This window comes from Pseudomonas sp. WS 5021, from assembly GCF_012985535.1.
Classification (GTDB): Bacteria; Pseudomonadota; Gammaproteobacteria; order Pseudomonadales; family Pseudomonadaceae; genus Aquipseudomonas.
Genome location: NZ_JAAQWP010000001.1, coordinates 1,166,834 through 1,181,380, shown reverse-complemented (window position 1 = coordinate 1,181,380; position 14,547 = coordinate 1,166,834). Strand labels below are relative to the sequence as shown.

Annotated in this window: 18 protein-coding genes; 11 read left to right on the top strand and 7 right to left on the bottom strand. The window is 61.5% G+C overall.

Translation table 11 applies throughout. The features are described from left to right. Positions 1–42 precede the first annotated feature (42 nt). Positions 43–321, top strand: a complete 279-nt coding sequence (locus HBO19_RS05545; RefSeq protein ID WP_038447301.1) for a DUF3509 domain-containing protein — start codon at positions 43–45, stop codon at positions 319–321. Positions 322–373: 52 nt separating this feature from the next. On the opposite strand, the gene HBO19_RS05540 is transcribed toward HBO19_RS05545, so the two are convergent. The 4 genes from HBO19_RS05540 to aroC all read right to left on the bottom strand — a co-directional run bounded on the left by HBO19_RS05540 (position 374) and on the right by aroC (position 3,733). Then, the gene (locus tag HBO19_RS05540; protein ID WP_169952788.1) at positions 374–676 is read right to left on the bottom strand and encodes a helix-turn-helix transcriptional regulator; all 303 of its coding nucleotides are present in this window, start codon (positions 674–676) and stop codon (positions 374–376) included. A gap of 214 nt (positions 677–890) precedes the next feature. Next, complete coding sequence (locus tag HBO19_RS05535; RefSeq protein ID WP_169952790.1) at positions 891–1,436, bottom strand: acireductone dioxygenase; 546 nt, start codon at positions 1,434–1,436, stop codon at positions 891–893. Between the two features lie 46 nt (positions 1,437–1,482). After that, the gene (locus HBO19_RS05530; protein WP_169952792.1) at positions 1,483–2,631 is read right to left on the bottom strand and encodes an MFS transporter; all 1,149 of its coding nucleotides are present in this window, start codon (positions 2,629–2,631) and stop codon (positions 1,483–1,485) included. 10 nt (positions 2,632–2,641) lie between these two features. Then, positions 2,642–3,733, bottom strand: coding sequence for a chorismate synthase (gene aroC / locus HBO19_RS05525; protein ID WP_170042763.1), 1,092 nt, complete (start codon positions 3,731–3,733; stop codon positions 2,642–2,644). A gap of 142 nt (positions 3,734–3,875) precedes the next feature. Between aroC and HBO19_RS05520 the strand changes: the two genes are divergently transcribed. Together HBO19_RS05520 and HBO19_RS05515 are read left to right on the top strand one after the other, a co-directional pair. After that, entirely contained in the window at positions 3,876–4,838 is a 963-nt protein-coding gene (locus HBO19_RS05520) for an alpha/beta fold hydrolase (protein WP_170057021.1), read from the top strand. 100 nt (positions 4,839–4,938) lie between these two features. Continuing rightward, positions 4,939–5,742 carry a hypothetical protein gene (locus tag HBO19_RS05515; protein WP_170057020.1) on the top strand — a complete coding sequence of 268 codons (804 nt, stop codon included), beginning with the start codon at positions 4,939–4,941 and terminating at the stop codon, positions 5,740–5,742. A 123-nt stretch (positions 5,743–5,865) separates the two neighbouring features. Here HBO19_RS05515 and prmB read toward each other — a convergent pair whose 3' ends face one another. Next, complete coding sequence (prmB, locus tag HBO19_RS05510; RefSeq protein ID WP_169952800.1) at positions 5,866–6,774, bottom strand: 50S ribosomal protein L3 N(5)-glutamine methyltransferase; 909 nt, start codon at positions 6,772–6,774, stop codon at positions 5,866–5,868. Between the two features lie 239 nt (positions 6,775–7,013). Here prmB and HBO19_RS05505 point away from each other — a divergent pair, with 239 nt between their 5' ends. The 5 genes from HBO19_RS05505 (at position 7,014) to HBO19_RS05485 (ending at position 9,788) form a co-directional block, all read left to right on the top strand. Beyond that, positions 7,014–7,604, top strand: coding sequence for a cysteine hydrolase family protein (locus tag HBO19_RS05505; protein WP_169952802.1), 591 nt, complete (start codon positions 7,014–7,016; stop codon positions 7,602–7,604). A gap of 142 nt (positions 7,605–7,746) precedes the next feature. Then, a complete protein-coding gene (locus HBO19_RS05500; protein WP_169952804.1) occupies positions 7,747–8,067 on the top strand; it encodes a hypothetical protein in 321 nt (106 codons plus the stop codon). A gap of 76 nt (positions 8,068–8,143) precedes the next feature. Further along, positions 8,144–8,701: a Smr/MutS family protein gene (locus tag HBO19_RS05495; protein WP_169952807.1), complete on the top strand. Its 558-nt coding sequence runs from the start codon at positions 8,144–8,146 to the stop codon at positions 8,699–8,701. Positions 8,702–8,768: 67 nt separating this feature from the next. Beyond that, complete coding sequence (gene folE, locus HBO19_RS05490) at positions 8,769–9,314, top strand: GTP cyclohydrolase I FolE (protein ID WP_057440723.1); 546 nt, start codon at positions 8,769–8,771, stop codon at positions 9,312–9,314. Between the two features lie 102 nt (positions 9,315–9,416). After that, on the top strand, positions 9,417–9,788 hold the full coding sequence (locus HBO19_RS05485; RefSeq protein ID WP_170057019.1) for a glutathione S-transferase N-terminal domain-containing protein: 372 nt from the start codon (positions 9,417–9,419) through the stop codon (positions 9,786–9,788). Between the two features lie 122 nt (positions 9,789–9,910). Here HBO19_RS05485 and HBO19_RS05480 read toward each other — a convergent pair whose 3' ends face one another. Both HBO19_RS05480 and HBO19_RS05475 read right to left on the bottom strand, forming a co-directional pair. Further along, entirely contained in the window at positions 9,911–10,513 is a 603-nt protein-coding gene (locus HBO19_RS05480; RefSeq protein ID WP_038447277.1) for a glutathione S-transferase family protein, read from the bottom strand. A gap of 10 nt (positions 10,514–10,523) precedes the next feature. Then, entirely contained in the window at positions 10,524–11,690 is a 1,167-nt protein-coding gene (locus HBO19_RS05475; protein ID WP_170057018.1) for a PLP-dependent aminotransferase family protein, read from the bottom strand. Positions 11,691–11,771: 81 nt separating this feature from the next. Between HBO19_RS05475 and HBO19_RS05470 the strand changes: the two genes are divergently transcribed. The 3 genes from HBO19_RS05470 to HBO19_RS05460 all read left to right on the top strand — a co-directional run bounded on the left by HBO19_RS05470 (position 11,772) and on the right by HBO19_RS05460 (position 14,447). After that, positions 11,772–12,203, top strand: coding sequence for a MarR family transcriptional regulator (locus HBO19_RS05470; RefSeq protein WP_169952812.1), 432 nt, complete (start codon positions 11,772–11,774; stop codon positions 12,201–12,203). Positions 12,204–12,425: 222 nt separating this feature from the next. Further along, positions 12,426–13,757, top strand: a complete 1,332-nt coding sequence (locus HBO19_RS05465; RefSeq protein WP_178121119.1) for an NCS2 family permease — start codon at positions 12,426–12,428, stop codon at positions 13,755–13,757. Positions 13,758–13,820: 63 nt separating this feature from the next. After that, positions 13,821–14,447: a LysE family translocator gene (locus HBO19_RS05460; protein ID WP_169952818.1), complete on the top strand. Its 627-nt coding sequence runs from the start codon at positions 13,821–13,823 to the stop codon at positions 14,445–14,447. Positions 14,448–14,547: the final 100 nt, after the last annotated feature.

Here is a 14,547-nt window from a genome sequence, read left to right as displayed (position 1 = left end):
TCACTCCATGCCGCACAACACGAGCCAATGGAGCCGATAGACATGAGCCTGATCCAAGACAAATTCGCTTCTGTATTCTCCAACTACGACGTCACCACCCAGCCACGTCCCGACGGTGGCATCCTGCTGACTCTGCGCAACACCGAGGGCAAGCAGATCAAGCGCTCGATCTCGTACCAGCAACTGCATACCGCCGACCAACTGACCTGGGTCATTAGCGCAATCCGCCGTGACCTGGCAGAACAGGCCAGCGAGTTGCCACAGATTTCGATGCTGCAAAGCCAGCACCGCTTTGCCCTGCCGACCTACCACTCGGCCTGAGTACCAGCTTGTTTCCCAGGGCCGTGAAGCCGTTGCGCTTCACGGCCCTTTTTTACCCGCATAAACCGCGCCGGATCGCTTCGCTTGCCGCCTGGACCCGGTTATTGACGTGCAACTTGCTGTAGATATTGCGCAAATGAAACTTCACCGTGGCCTGTGAGACACAGCGGATCCGGCTGATTTCCCACACTGTCTTGCCCTCCGTGGCCCAGCGCAGTATTTCCAACTCCTTGGCGGTCAACGGTTTATCCGGCAACGCCAGTTGCGCGCCGCCGGCCTGGCCGTCGCATGCCTGTACACAGGCTTCGTCTGCCGCAGGCTCCACGGATGGGGTTGGCTCCTCTGGGCTGCTCATACATACCTCTCCGTCTCTTATTGATTTGCACTGCCAATAATCGGATTCCTCCTATTGACAGACGAAATACACAGCGACGGGAGAGTTACATAAAGCCTGGGATTAACACATCGACCCACAGACAAATAGCTGGAACTTACAAACTATAGAGCCCATTCCCACAAACTTTTCCAACTTAGGTGTATTGAATAAGTTTTCGGAGAGTGAACTAACGTCAATCATCCAACCCAGGGAAATGTTGGGCGATGTCACTGCCGCTTACTTGCGCAACGGCCCCGGACGCCGTCTGGAACAGGCTGATCGCGACCACGCGCGGCTCTTCCCCCAAGTCGAACCAGCGCGGCATGCCGGCAGGGATGCGCAGCAGGTCGTGTTTTTCGCAGAGCACCGTGTACACGTAATCGTCGATGTGCAAGCCGAGCAACCCACGCCCGGCGGCAAACAGGCGGATTTCGTCGGCATCATGGCGATACTCGTCGCGCAAACCTGCAGCCACGGCATCCTTTTGCGGATGCTCGCGACTCACGCTCAACACCTGCACCTGCGCATAACCGTGTGCCGTCATGCAGGTGTCAATTTGCGCCTGGTACGCTGCGCTCACCTCGGCCGCACTGGCGCCGGCCTCGACACGGGTACTCGCCTGCCAGCGCTCGAAACCCACGCCCTGCTCGGCCAGGGTCGAGGCAATGTCGTCAGCGTGGGTCAGGACCTTGTTCGGGGTGTCCGGGGTAGAAACGTGATAAACGCAAAGAATGCTCATAAAAAGGGTCCTCGGGCGGTAAGAGTCTGCAGATGATGGGCCGGGCTCACGGCCGCTCCTCGGGCAAGCGCTGCGCCATGATCAACGCAGCGGCCAGGGCTGCGAGGCTGGCGATACTGAAAGTCAGGGTCGGCCCCAACTGGTTCCAGCTATACCCGGAATACAAGGCGCCCAGCGCGCCGCCGGTACCGGCCAGCGCGGCGTAAAGGGCCTGGCCCTGGCCTTGTTGGCGCGCACCGAAGCTGCGCTGCACAAATTGGATGGCCGCTGCATGAAAGCTGCCAAAGGTTGCAGCATGCAGCAATTGGGCAAATAGCAGCACCCACAGGAACTCGGCGAACGCGCCCAGCAGCAACCAGCGCAACGCCGCCAACAGGAAACTGGCCACCAGCACCCGGCGCACCGAGAAGCGCGAGAGGATCCGGCTCATGGCCATGAACATCAGCACTTCCGCCACGACGCCCAGGGCCCACAACAGACCAATCACGCCACGGCTGTAACCGAGGCTTTCCAGGTGCAGGGTGAGGAAGGTGTAGTACGGGCCGTGGCTCATTTGCATCAAGGCGACACAAGCATAAAACGCCAGCACACCTGGGCTGCGCAGTTGCCGCAGGAAGCCGTCGCCGGCACCGCGCTCGCCCGTGGCAGCCGGCTGGGCATTGGGCACCCACCAGCTGGCACCGATGATACCGGCCATGATCAATACGATCGCCACCGGGTAGATATCCAGGCTCAGGGCCTCGAACAGCCGCCCCAGGGCGACGACGGCGAGGATGAACCCCACCGAACCCCACAGGCGGACCTGGCTATAGCGCGAGGTCTGGCCTTGCAGGTGCGCCAGGGTGATGACCTCGAACTGCGGCAATACCGCGTGCCAGAAGAACGCATGCAGGGCCATCACCAGCGCCAGCCAGGCGTAGCTCTGGCTGACAAAGATCAGCGAAAAACTGAGCAGCGTACACACCGCGCCAAAACGCACGATGGCCAGGCGCCGACCGGTGTAGTCCCCCAGCCAGCCCCAGATATTGGGGGCCACGCAGCGCATCAGCATCGGGATTGCAACCAACTCGCCAATACGCGCGCTGGAGAACCCCAGATGATGGAAGTACAGCGCCAGGAACGGCGCCGTCGCCCCCAGCAGGGCGAAATAGAACAGATAGAAGCTGGAAAGTCGCCAGTACGGGAGTGCGGTCACGGTCAGACCGTCACAGCTGGCCCAGTACCGGGGTACTTACACGCACATCGGCATTCTGCCCACGGTGCCGCAGCAGGTGATCCATCAGCACAATGGCCATCATTGCCTCGGCAATCGGCGTGGCGCGGATGCCAACGCACGGGTCATGGCGGCCCTTGGTGATCACGTCCACCGGGTTGCCATGCACATCAATGGAGCGCCCCGGCGTGGTGATGCTCGACGTCGGCTTGAGCGCCAGGTGCGCCACAATCGGCTGGCCGGACGAGATGCCGCCAAGAATGCCGCCCGCATTGTTGCTGACAAAACCTTCTGGGGTCAGCTCATCGCGGTGCTCGGTGCCGCGCTGGGCCACGCAGGCGAAACCGGCGCCGATTTCCACGCCCTTGACCGCGTTGATGCTCATCAGCGCGTGGGCCAGTTCGGCGTCCAGGCGGTCGAAAATCGGCTCGCCCAGGCCCGGCATCACCCCTTCGGCGACCACGGTGATCTTTGCGCCCACCGAATCCTGGTCACGGCGCAGCTGGTCCATATAGGCCTCCAGCTCCGGCACCTTGTCCGGGTCGGGGCTGAAGAAGGCGTTGTCTTGCACACTGTCCCAGCTCTTGAACGGGATTTCGATCGGGCCCAACTGGCTCATGTAGCCACGGATCACAATGCCCTGGGTTGCCAGGTACTTCTTGGCAATGGCCCCGGCGGCCACGCGCATTGCGGTTTCCCGCGCCGAACTGCGGCCACCGCCACGGTAGTCGCGCTCGCCGTATTTATGGTGGTAGGTGTAGTCGGCGTGGGCCGGGCGGAACAGATCCTTGATTGCCGAGTAGTCCTTGGACTTCTGGTCGGTGTTGCGGATCAGCAGGCCAATGGCGCAGCCGGTGGTGCGGCCTTCGAACACGCCGGAGAGGATTTCGACTTCGTCGGGCTCCTGGCGCTGGGTGGTGTGGCGGCTGGTGCCAGGCTTGCGGCGGTCGAGGTCGCGCTGCAGGTCGTCCAGGGACAGCTCAAGGCCGGGCGGGCAGCCGTCGACAATGGCGACCAACGCCGGGCCATGGCTTTCGCCCGCGGTGGTGACAGTGAACAGCTTGCCGTAGGTATTGCCGGACATGCAGAGCGCTCCGTGAAATCAGTTGAATCAACTCAACCGTGATAACTAAGCGCGCCAGTATACGCAGGCTCACCCAGTAGTTCATCCTCGAAACCTTCCCGGTAGACGTTGGTCCAACCGGCACCTTCCTCATGATGGCGCGATGATGCTGCGAGTTTTGCTGTTCACCCTCACCCTGTTCTGTACCGTCGCCCACGCCGCCAGCCCTGTGGTGCTGCAACGCCCCATCAGCCTGGACACCGGCAGCGGCGAGTTGTTTGGCTCTCTGTTGCTACCCCAATCTGACAAACCGGTGCCCGTGGTGCTGATCATCGCCGGCTCCGGCCCCACCGACCGCAACGGCAACAGCGCCGAAGGCGCACGCAACGACAGCCTCAAGCGCCTGGCCTGGGTCCTGGCCCGGCATAACATTGCCAGCGTGCGCTACGACAAACGCGGCGTGGCCGCCAGCCTCAAGGCCACACCCGACGAGCGCAACCTGACCCTGGACGCCTATGTGGCCGACGCGGTGGCCTGGGGCCAATTGCTCAAGGCCGATCCACGTTTCGGCCCCCTGGTGGTACTGGGCCACAGTGAGGGCGCCTTGGTGGCTGCCCTCGCCGCCCCTGAACTCGAGCCTGCCGGGGTGATCTCCCTGTCCGGCAGTGCCCGCCCGGTAGACCAGGTGATTCGCCAGCAACTGGCAGATCACATGCCGCCGGCGCTGCTGCTGCGCAGCAACCAAATCCTTGATCGACTCAAGGCCGGCCAGGTGGATGCCGATGTGCCAGGCCCGCTGCAAGGGATTTTCCGTCCCAGCGTGCAGCCATACCTGATCAGCCTGTTTCGTGCCGACCCCGCAGCGGCGTTCGCCCGCTTGACGATGCCGGCCCTGATCGTCCAGGGCACCACCGACCTGCAAGTGGGAGTGGCCGATGCCGAAAGGCTCAAGCAGGCCAAACCCGACGCAGAACTGGCGGTGATCCCCGGCATGAACCACGTGATGCGCATCGTACCCAACGATGTGAAACAGCAATTGAGCTCCTACAACGACCCGCAGTTGCCCCTCGCCGATGCGCTGGGCAGGCGCCTGGTTGGCTTTATCGACGGACTTCGCCCCCGATAAGCGACTATTGCCCCTCCAGTACTGGAGAAAACGGCCGATAAGCACAGGGTCGACAGCAAAAAGACTGTCGACTTGCTGGGCTTGGACAGGATCGCGCCGAATGACGAACACCGAAGCAGTACCACAACCTCCCGCCGACACCACCGCCGACACCGAAGCGGCGGCTGCGGCTGCGCTGCCGTGGGCAGAGGTTGAGGCCGAACACTTCAAGATGCTGCGCCTGGCACCCTTGGCCACCGACCGCGCCACCGGCGCCCGACCGTTGCGCTTTGTGCAATTTGGCTATGCCGAGCGCAACAACAAGGACCACAGCCTGCTGCGCATGGTCATCCAATTACCCGCCCAACGGGTGCGACGCGAACAGAATCACCTGGACGTGTGGGTCGACCACGCCACCCACCGCGTGCATTTTGGCCCGGGCAACAGCCTGGAAATCGAGCCGGCCAACCGAGGCCTGGGCCGCTTCCTGGTGGCCCAGGGTGCCGCATGGGCGAAAAAGAAGTGGTCGCACTATCGCGTCGACGGCGTGGACCTGGCGAACAAGGATGCATTGAACGAAGCCACCCGCCTGCGCCGCGACCACTTTTTGCGGATCCAGGGATTTGATGTGGCCTATGCCGATGTCCAGCATCTGAAGGGGCATGTGCAGCCGGGCAAGGTCAGCGAAGTGCTGGACAGCTGGAACACCGAGAAGGTGCAGTTCGTGGAAATCCTCGAAGCCGCGCAGATGCTGCAACAGGCTGAGCAGAACCTGGCGGAGCAGGAAGTGAAGCTGCGCCACGAAGAAGAAAAGGTCATCAAGTTCAAGCGCGAGGACAGCGGCCTGCGTTTCACCATCACCTGCCTGGTGGCGTTCACCGTGTTCCAGGCGGGGCTGTTGATCTGGATTGCGACGCACCGCTGACAACACGCTTTAACTGATCAAACCAAATGTAGGAGCTGGCTTGCCTGCGATGCGGACGACTCGGTGTATCAGCTACACCGAGTTGATGCCATCGCTGGCAAGCCAGCTCCTACATGGACCGGGTTAGACCCTGGAGGCAAACACCGCCTGATGCTCCCGGCACTGCTGCGCCGTCAGCATGAACACGCCATGACCACCGTTCTGGAATTCCAGCCAGGCAAAATCCACTTCCGGGTAAAGCGCTTCAACGTGCACCTGGCTGTTGCCCACCTCGACAATCAGCAAACCCTTCTCGCTCAGATGGTCGGCCGCCTCGGCCAACATCCGGCGCACCAGGTTCAAGCCGTCGTCACCGCAGGCCAGGCCCAACTCGGGCTCGTGCTGGTATTCGTCGGGCATGTCGGCAAAGTCTTCGGCATCGACATACGGCGGGTTGGACACAATCAGGTCGAAGCGCTGGCCGGGCAAACCGTCGAAGCCGTCACCCTGCACGGTGTACACGCGCTCGTCGACGCCATGGCGCTCGATGTTCTGGTTGGCCACTTCCAGCGCTTCGAAGGACAAGTCCCCCAGCACCACTTCGGCTTCCTGGAACTCGTAGGCACAGGCGATACCGATGCAACCGGAACCGGTGCACAAGTCGAGGATGCGCGCCGGTGGCTGGGCCAGCCAGGGTTCGAAACGGTTTTCGATCAACTCGCCAATCGGGGAGCGCGGGATCAGCACGCGCTCATCGACAATAAACGACATGCCGCAGAACCAGGCCTCTTTCAACAGGTAGGCGGTGGGCACGCGCTCGTGGATACGCCGATGCAGCAGGCGCTGTACGTGGGAAATCTCTTCTTCTTCGAGGTTACAGTCCAAATAGCTGTCGGCAATTTCCCAAGGCAGGTGCAGCGCACCCAACACCAATTGCCGGGCTTCGTCCCAGGCATTGTCGGTACCATGGCCAAAAAACAGGTCTTCCCCATGGAAACGGCTGACAGCCCAACGGATATGGTCGCGCAAGGTGCGCAGGCGGGAAGTGATCACGGGGGCAAGCTCCAGGAAAAAACGACTGGCAATTCTAACAGCCTTAAGCTGTACGGACGATGTATGAAAAACCTTTGCGACACGTCGGATTTAACCTGATTCAAGGTTTTTCTGTTACACCGCAGTCCCTCTTGACATGGCTGTAGGCCAACAACGGCGCACCTTACGTTAGTAGCGATTCACAGAACCGCTCAGCCAGAGGACAATGTCGCAAAAGCCCCACTCACAGGAGCCCCAGAATGTCCGTTCCAAAGACGATGTTTCAACTCAGCGGTCGCGGTTACGCACCGGCCAATTTGAGCCACGCGACCCTTGTGATCATCGATGCCCAGAAAGAATATTTGAGCGGCCCGCTCGCCCTGTCAGGCATGGACGCCGCCGTAGAAAATATCCAGCAACTGAGCGCTGCCGCACGCAGGGCCGGGCGGCCCATCGTGCATGTCCGCCACTTGGGCACCGTTGGTGGCCTGTTCGACCCCCAGGGCGAGCGCGGCGAGTTCATCCCCGGCCTGGAGCCGCAAGCTGACGAAACCATCATCGGCAAGCTGCTGCCCAGCGCTTTCCACGGCACGCTCCTGGAAAAAACCCTGCAGGACCTGGGCTCCCTGGACCTGATCGTCTGCGGCTTCATGAGCCACTCCAGCGTCAGCACCACCGTGCGCGCGGCGAAGAACCTGGGCTTTCGCTGCACCCTGGTCGAAGACGCCTGCGCCACCCGTGACCTGCCTTACAAAGGCGGCATCCTCAGCGCCGAACATGTCCAGCAGACCGAAATGGCCATCATGGCCGACAACTTCGCCACCCTCGCCCTGACCCAAGATCTGATCTGATCGCCCTGTCGATGAGCGGCGCGGCCACCGCAACGGCCCCGCTCATCCGCTAAAGCCTGTCATTTACCGCAATTGCCTCCCAGCCCGGAACAAGTTGTTTATCTTCCGGTCGAAGGGCCGATACCCTGGAGGAAAGGTCGGAATGAAGATATCCGATGGTTTTGACGCTCGTCGCTTGCGCCCCAAGGGCCCGAGCAACTGGCGTCTGCGCCTGGGCGTGGCATTTGCCGCGTTGCTCGCGTTGTTTGGCTTACTGCTTGCGTTGGCCGGTGGTGCCGGCCTGTTGGGCCACTCGCCCGCGCTGGGCGAACTGAATGCCAGCCCGGGCGGTGCCGCCGTGCTGCTGGGCAGCGGGCTGTTGATCCTGTGGCTGGGTGTCTGGTTGTGGCGCCGTTGCCGACGCCGTATGCGCCAGCCCCTGGCACTGAACATTGCTTCGCACCTGATGAAAAAGCACGATTGAGGGAACACTGATAGCGTTTTGTCCCGCATCAACCGCCTCGATTTGGGTAAACTGCCCGCCCTGCGCGGAGGCTGACATGCAAGACGACGATTTTTCCCTGTTCAAGAACGAGCTGCGCGGCGTCAAGCCGATCAAGCACGACCGCGCCGACACCGGCAAACCCAAGGCCGACCGCGCGCAGATCGCCAAGCTGCGCCAGGCGGCCACGGTGCGCACTGACGCCACCACGGTGGACGGTCTGTCGGACCAGTTCGTGATTGACGTAGGCCCCGAAGACGATTTGATGTGGTCCCGCGATGGGGTCCAGGAAAGCCAGGTGCGCAAGCTCAAGGCCGGGCAGATCCCCTTCGAGGGCAGCCTCGACCTGCACGGCATGACCGTGGAAAAGGCCCGGGAAACCCTGTGGGCCTTCCTGGCCGAAGCCACCAAATTCGAAATCCGCTGCGTGCGCGTGACCCACGGCAAAGCCGTGCGCCTGGACGGCAAGCGCCCGATGATCAAGAGCCACGTCAATACCTGGTTGCGCCAGCATCCCCAGGTGCTCGGCTTCACCTCCTGCCAACCACGCCACGGCGGTGCCGGGGCGGTGTATGTGATGCTCAAGCGCACGATGCTCGAAGGGCGTGACGAGTAACCCAAGCTTGCAGCGATCTGCCGGCCACCGTACCCTTGCACTTTGCGAAAATCCCACAGGTAGTTTCATGTCCCTGGAACAGAATTACACAGCGATCCTCGGCCAAATCGGCGAGGACGTTTCCCGCGAGGGCCTGCTCGACACGCCAAAACGTGCCGCCAAGGCCATGCAGTACCTTTGCCGCGGCTATGAGCAGACACTGGAAGAGGTCACCAACGGTGCCCTGTTCAGCTCCGACAACAGTGAAATGGTGCTGGTCAAGGACATCGAGTTGTACTCGCTGTGCGAACACCACCTGCTGCCGTTCATCGGCAAGGCCCATGTCGCCTATATCCCCAGCGGCAAGGTCCTGGGCCTGTCGAAGGTCGCGCGGATCGTCGATATGTATGCCCGTCGCCTGCAGATCCAGGAAAACCTCAGCCGCCAGATCGCCGAAGCGGTCCAGCAGGTGACCGGTGCCCTGGGCGTTGCGGTGGTGATCGAGGCCAAGCACATGTGCATGATGATGCGCGGTGTGGAGAAACAGAATTCGTCGATGATCACCTCGGTGATGCTGGGCGAGTTCCGCGAAAACGCGGCGACCCGCAGCGAGTTCCTCAGCCTGATCAAGTAACAGGCTGCGTCAGAAAAAACCGGCATTCATCGCCGGTTTTTTTTCGCCTGTAGAAATCAGGTAAGCTGCGGCCCCTTCTGTCATGGGCAAGAGGTTTCAGCCATGTTCGTCAAAGCACTTCGAGTGGGCCTCGGCCACGTCATCATCGCGGGCGACTTCCTTACCCGCCCGCGGAAAAAACAGCGCCCCACCGAGCAACAGGCGCAGGTCAATGAAGCGGCCAAGGGCCTGACCCTGTATCAATTCCACGCCTGTCCGTTCTGCGTGAAGACCCGCCGCACCCTGCACCGCCTCAATGTGCCGGTGGCGCTCAAGGATGCGAAGAACAACGAGCAAGACCGCCAGACGCTGCTTACCCAAGGCGGCAAGATCAAGGTGCCGTGCCTGCGTATCGAAGAAAACGGCCAGACCACCTGGATGTATGACTCCAAGGTGATCATCGATTACCTGGACAAGCGCTTCGCCGCGATCTGACAGCAAACACAGTCCAAATGTGGGAACGGGCTTGCTCGCGAAAGCGGTGTATCAGCCAGTTATTCATCAACTGAGCCTGCGCTATCGCGGGCAAGCCCGCTCCTACATTTAGATCGCGCCTATCAGTCGAGCATCGGCACATGCCGCGGATGGCTGGCCACGCGGGCAAGCCAGGCTTGTACGGCCGGATAAGGGCTCAGGTCAAAACCACCCTCATGGGCCACGTGGGTGTAGGCATATAGCGCAATATCGGCGATCGAATACTGGTCGCCCACCAGGTATGGCGTGGCCTGCAGCTGTTTTTCCATGACCCGCAGGGCCTTGTAGCCGCCTTTGTGGGTGGTCTTGTATTCCTCCAGCCGATCTTCCGGCAGCCCCAGGTAAAACTGGATAAACCGTGCCACCGCGATGTACGGCTCATGGCTGTACTGCTCGAAAAACTGCCACTGCAACACTTGGGTACGCAGGCGCGGTTCGCTGGGCAGGAATTCGCTGCCGTCGGCGAGGAAGTTGAGGATCGCGTTGGATTCCCACAGGCAGGTGCCGTCTTCGAGCTCCAGGACCGGGATCTTGCCGTTGGGGTTCTTCGCCAGGAACTCGGCGGTCTGTGTGTCGCCGTTCAAGATATCGACATTCACCCACTCATACGCGATGCCGAGCAGGTTGAGCATCAACTTGACCTTGTAGCAGTTGCCCGAGCGGTAATCGCCATAAACCTTGTACATGAAGCTCCCCTTATGCCGCTTGCGCGCGCTGTGCTTGACGGATCACCGCCGCGAGACGCTTGAGACCTTCGTCCAGGCGCGCCGGGTCGATATGGCTGAAATTGAGCCGCAGGTGCCCGTGGTGCTGGTCCGGCTCGGCAAAGAACGGTTCACCGGGCATGAACGCCACGTCCTGGTCCAGCGCTTGTGCCAACAAGGTGCGGGTATCCAGGGGCTGTTTCAAGGTCAGCCAGAAGAATAATCCACCCTGGGGCACTTGCCAGTCGGCCAAGTCCTGGAAATGCCGGGTCAGCGCCAGTTGGAACCCATCGCGGCGCTCACGATAAAAACTGCGCAGTTGCCCCAGGTGCTGCTGGTAGCGCTCGGTGCCGATCCACTGCATGGCCTGCCACTGGCCAACGCGGTTGGTGTGCAGGTCCGCCGACTGCTTGAGCTTGAGCAGAGGGGGGAACAGGTCGGGGCTGGCGATCAGATAGCCGACCCGCAATCCCGGGAGCAGGGTTTTGGACACGGTGCCGGTGTAGATCCAGCTGGCCTTGCGCAACTGGCTGACAATCGGCCGCGCACTGCCACCGTCGAAGGTCAGCTCGCGATAGGGCTCGTCTTCGATCAGGGTCACGCCGAACTCATCGAGCAGCGCCGCCACCGCATCGCGCTTGGCTTGGCTATAGCGCACGGCCGAGGGGTTCTGGAAGGTCGGGATCAGGTAGATGAACGCCGGGCGATGACGTTCCAGGCTGCTGCGCAGCGCCGCCAGGTTCGGGCCGTCGGCTTCCAGCTCCACGCTCAGGCAATGGGCACCGAACAGTTGGAAGATCTGCAAGGCGGCCAGGTAGGTCGGGCCTTCCAGCAGGATCTGCGTACCTCGGTCGATATACAGCTTGGCCGCCAGGTCCAGGGTTTGCTGCGAACCGCTGACCACCAGGACCTGGCTGGCATCACAGGCCACCCCCAGCGCCCGCGCCTCGGCCGCCAGCAATTCGCGCAATTGCGGCTCGCCTTCGCTCATGCCGTACTGGCCCATGGCAGGCGGCATGCCTTGCCAATCCAGCGCCGGCAGCATGGCTTCGGCTGGCAGGCCACCGGCAAATGACATCACCTGCGGGCGTTGGGCCGCCGCGAGGATCTCACGGATCAAGGAGCTTTTAAGGCGCGAAACACGTTCAGAGAAAGCCATAAGGTCACCGGTAGCAAAGGCTGGGGAAAATACGTCAAACTGGTTGACCGAAATTACGACGCCCCAGGTAGATACGTCAATATGCTTGACCTTAAAAACCAGACCTCGCAGCAAGCCGCCATGGAAGCGTTCTTCTTCGGCTACCAGGCCTTTACCGCCAAGGCCGACGAAATGCTCGAACGCCGGGGCTTGAGCCGGGTGCATCAGCGCATCGTGTTTTTTATCGCCCGCTACCCCGCCTTGAGCGTCAAGCAACTGTTGGAGTTGCTGGGGGTAAGCAAGCAAGCGCTGAATATGCCTCTGCGCCAATTGCAGGAAATGCACCTGGTCGACAGCACGGCCTCGACCACCGACAAACGTAAGCGCCTGCTGCACTTGACCGAAGAAGGCCAGCGCTTCGAACACGCCCTGCGTCGTGAGCAAGTCAAGCTGCTGCAGCGCGCCTTTGCCGAGGCCGGCGAGGACGCCGTGAATGGCTGGCTGGCGGTGAACAAGGCCCTGACCCTGCCCTGAAATTGGCCTTTCATCTTTTTTGCACACATAATCGCAAACATTATTTGCTTTCTTTGTATACAAAAGCATAATTCGCTTCGTGCGAGTTCCTGACCTACTGGTCAACAAAGCCCGCTGGTACCTCAAAGCGCCGCTGCCCACTCATGTGTCCGGCGCTGGAAATAACAATAAAACTCTTGAGGAGTACTTGCTGTGGAAAGCCATAAATCCGACGCCCCGACCCTGGACCTCAGTCCGCCCGACCTTTCAAACACCAAACAGGGCTGGCTGGAGCGCCTGTTCAAACTCAGCTTGCATGGCACCACAGTGAAGACCGAATTGATCGCCGGCCTCACCACATTCATCACCATGGCCTACATCATCTTCGTCAACCCCAACATCATGGCCGACGCCGGCATCGACCACGGCGCTGCCTTTGTCGCGACCTGTATCGCCGCAGCCCTCGGTTGCCTGTTGATGGGCCTGTATGCCAACTGGCCTGTAGGCCTGGCGCCGGGCATGGGTTTGAATGCGTTCTTTACCTACACCGTGGTCGGCACCATGGGCTACACCTGGGAGACCGCGCTGGGTGCGGTATTTATCTCCGGCGTACTGTTCATGATCCTGACGCTGTCGCGCATCCGCGAATGGCTGCTCAATAGCATTCCGGTGAGCCTGCGCCACGCCATGGGCGCGGGGGTAGGCCTGTTCCTGGGGGTGATCGGCCTGAAAACCGCCGGCATCATCGTTGCCAGCCCCGCAACCCTGATCAAGCTCGGCTCCCTGCATGAACCGGCCCCGCTGTTGGCGGCCGTGTGCTTCCTGCTGATCGCGATCCTCAGCTATCACCGGGTGTTCGGCGCCATCCTGATCAGCATCATCGCCGTCACCCTGGCCGGCTGGGGCCTGGGCCTGGTGCATTACCAGGGCATCGTTGCCGCCCCGCCGAGCCTGGCGCCGACCTGGATGGCGATGGACGTGATGGGTGTGTTCAACGTCAGCATGATCAGCGTGGTGTTCGCCTTCCTGTTTGTGCACATGTTCGACACCGCCGGCACCCTGATGGGCGTCGCCCAGCGCGCAGGCCTGGTGAATGCCGACGGCAAGATCGAAAACCTCTCCCGGGCCTTGAAAGCCGACAGCGCCTCCAGTGTGTTTGGCGCAGTGGTCGGTGTGCCCCCCGTCACCAGTTATGTGGAAAGCGCCGCCGGCGTAGCGGCCGGCGGGCGCACCGGGTTGACGGCCGTGACCGTGGGCGTGCTGTTTGTGGCGGCGATGTTTTTCGCCCCGCTGGCGGGCATGATTCCTGCGTATGCCACGGCCGGTGCGTTGATTTATGTGGCGATGCTGATGATGAGCGGCATGGCCCATATCGAGTGGGACGACGCCACCGACAGCATTCCGGCGATTGTCACGGCAATCATGATGCCTCTGACCTTCTCGGTTGCCGACGGCATCGCCCTGGGCTTTATCACCTACGTGGCGCTCAAGGCCGGCACGGGCAAGTATCAGCAGATTTCTATCAGCCTGTGGGTGCTGTGCGCGATTTTTATCGCCAAGTTTGTGTTCCTGTAACGCGCAAGCTGGCGAAAACCGCCTCACCTGCGGGTGGGGCTTTTGCATGTATGGAGGAATGTAATGAGCGTGGAAACCTGGCTGCTGTTCAGCGGCGCTGCTTTGATCGTGATCCTGATTCCGGGGCCGCTGTCGCTGCTGATGATCAGCAACAGCCTGAACTACGGCCTGCGCCGTTCGTATCCGGCGTTTCTGGGTGGGGTGTTTGCCTCGATCTGCCTGTTGAGCGCCTCGGCCCTGGGCCTGGGCGCACTGTTGCTGGCGTCGGAGCAGTTGTTCAGCGCGCTGAAGATCGTCGGTGCGCTGTACCTGTTCTACCTTGCCTGGCAGAGCTGGCAGCAATCGCGCCTGCCGTCCCAGGGCGCCGTGGTGCCGGAGGCAGCGCCCGTGCCACGTTTTCGTGCACTGTTTGGCCGGGCTTTTGTGCTGGGCGCCAGCAATCCCAAGGACATTCTGTTTTTTGCGGCCTTCCTGCCGCAGTTTCTCAGCAGCCAGCAGCCGTTCCTGCCACAACTGCTGATCATGATCGCCACCTGGACCGTGCTGGACCTGCTGTGCAAGCTGGCCTATGGCCTGGGTGCCCATGGTGCCGCGCGCTACCTGCGCACCGGTAAGGGCCAGAGCTGGTTCAATCGCTTCAGTGCCGGGCTGTTTGGCAGCGCCGGGGCAGCGTCGCTGCTCAAGGGCTAACACACAACCCTGTGGGAGCTGTCGAGCTCCCACAATGGCTCCTCTTGTTCGCTGGCATTGGCTCATGACCCGCCTTTTTGCGGGCAAAAAAAAGCCCGCA

Coding starts and splice junctions, on each gene's coding strand:
- HBO19_RS05545 (WP_038447301.1), top strand. CDS start 43: ATGAGCCTGATCCAAGACAAATTCGCTTCTGTATTCTCCAACTACGAC.
- HBO19_RS05540 (WP_169952788.1), bottom strand. CDS start 676: ATGAGCAGCCCAGAGGAGCCAACCCCATCCGTGGAGCCTGCGGCAGAC.
- HBO19_RS05535 (WP_169952790.1), bottom strand. CDS start 1,436: ATGAGCATTCTTTGCGTTTATCACGTTTCTACCCCGGACACCCCGAAC.
- aroC (WP_170042763.1), bottom strand. CDS start 3,733: ATGTCCGGCAATACCTACGGCAAGCTGTTCACTGTCACCACCGCGGGC.
- HBO19_RS05520 (WP_170057021.1), top strand. CDS start 3,876: ATGATGCTGCGAGTTTTGCTGTTCACCCTCACCCTGTTCTGTACCGTC.
- HBO19_RS05515 (WP_170057020.1), top strand. CDS start 4,939: ATGACGAACACCGAAGCAGTACCACAACCTCCCGCCGACACCACCGCC.
- HBO19_RS05505 (WP_169952802.1), top strand. CDS start 7,014: ATGTCCGTTCCAAAGACGATGTTTCAACTCAGCGGTCGCGGTTACGCA.
- HBO19_RS05500 (WP_169952804.1), top strand. CDS start 7,747: ATGAAGATATCCGATGGTTTTGACGCTCGTCGCTTGCGCCCCAAGGGC.
- HBO19_RS05495 (WP_169952807.1), top strand. CDS start 8,144: ATGCAAGACGACGATTTTTCCCTGTTCAAGAACGAGCTGCGCGGCGTC.
- folE (WP_057440723.1), top strand. CDS start 8,769: ATGTCCCTGGAACAGAATTACACAGCGATCCTCGGCCAAATCGGCGAG.
- HBO19_RS05485 (WP_170057019.1), top strand. CDS start 9,417: ATGTTCGTCAAAGCACTTCGAGTGGGCCTCGGCCACGTCATCATCGCG.
- HBO19_RS05480 (WP_038447277.1), bottom strand. CDS start 10,513: ATGTACAAGGTTTATGGCGATTACCGCTCGGGCAACTGCTACAAGGTC.
- HBO19_RS05475 (WP_170057018.1), bottom strand. CDS start 11,690: ATGGCTTTCTCTGAACGTGTTTCGCGCCTTAAAAGCTCCTTGATCCGT.
- HBO19_RS05470 (WP_169952812.1), top strand. CDS start 11,772: ATGCTTGACCTTAAAAACCAGACCTCGCAGCAAGCCGCCATGGAAGCG.
- HBO19_RS05460 (WP_169952818.1), top strand. CDS start 13,821: ATGAGCGTGGAAACCTGGCTGCTGTTCAGCGGCGCTGCTTTGATCGTG.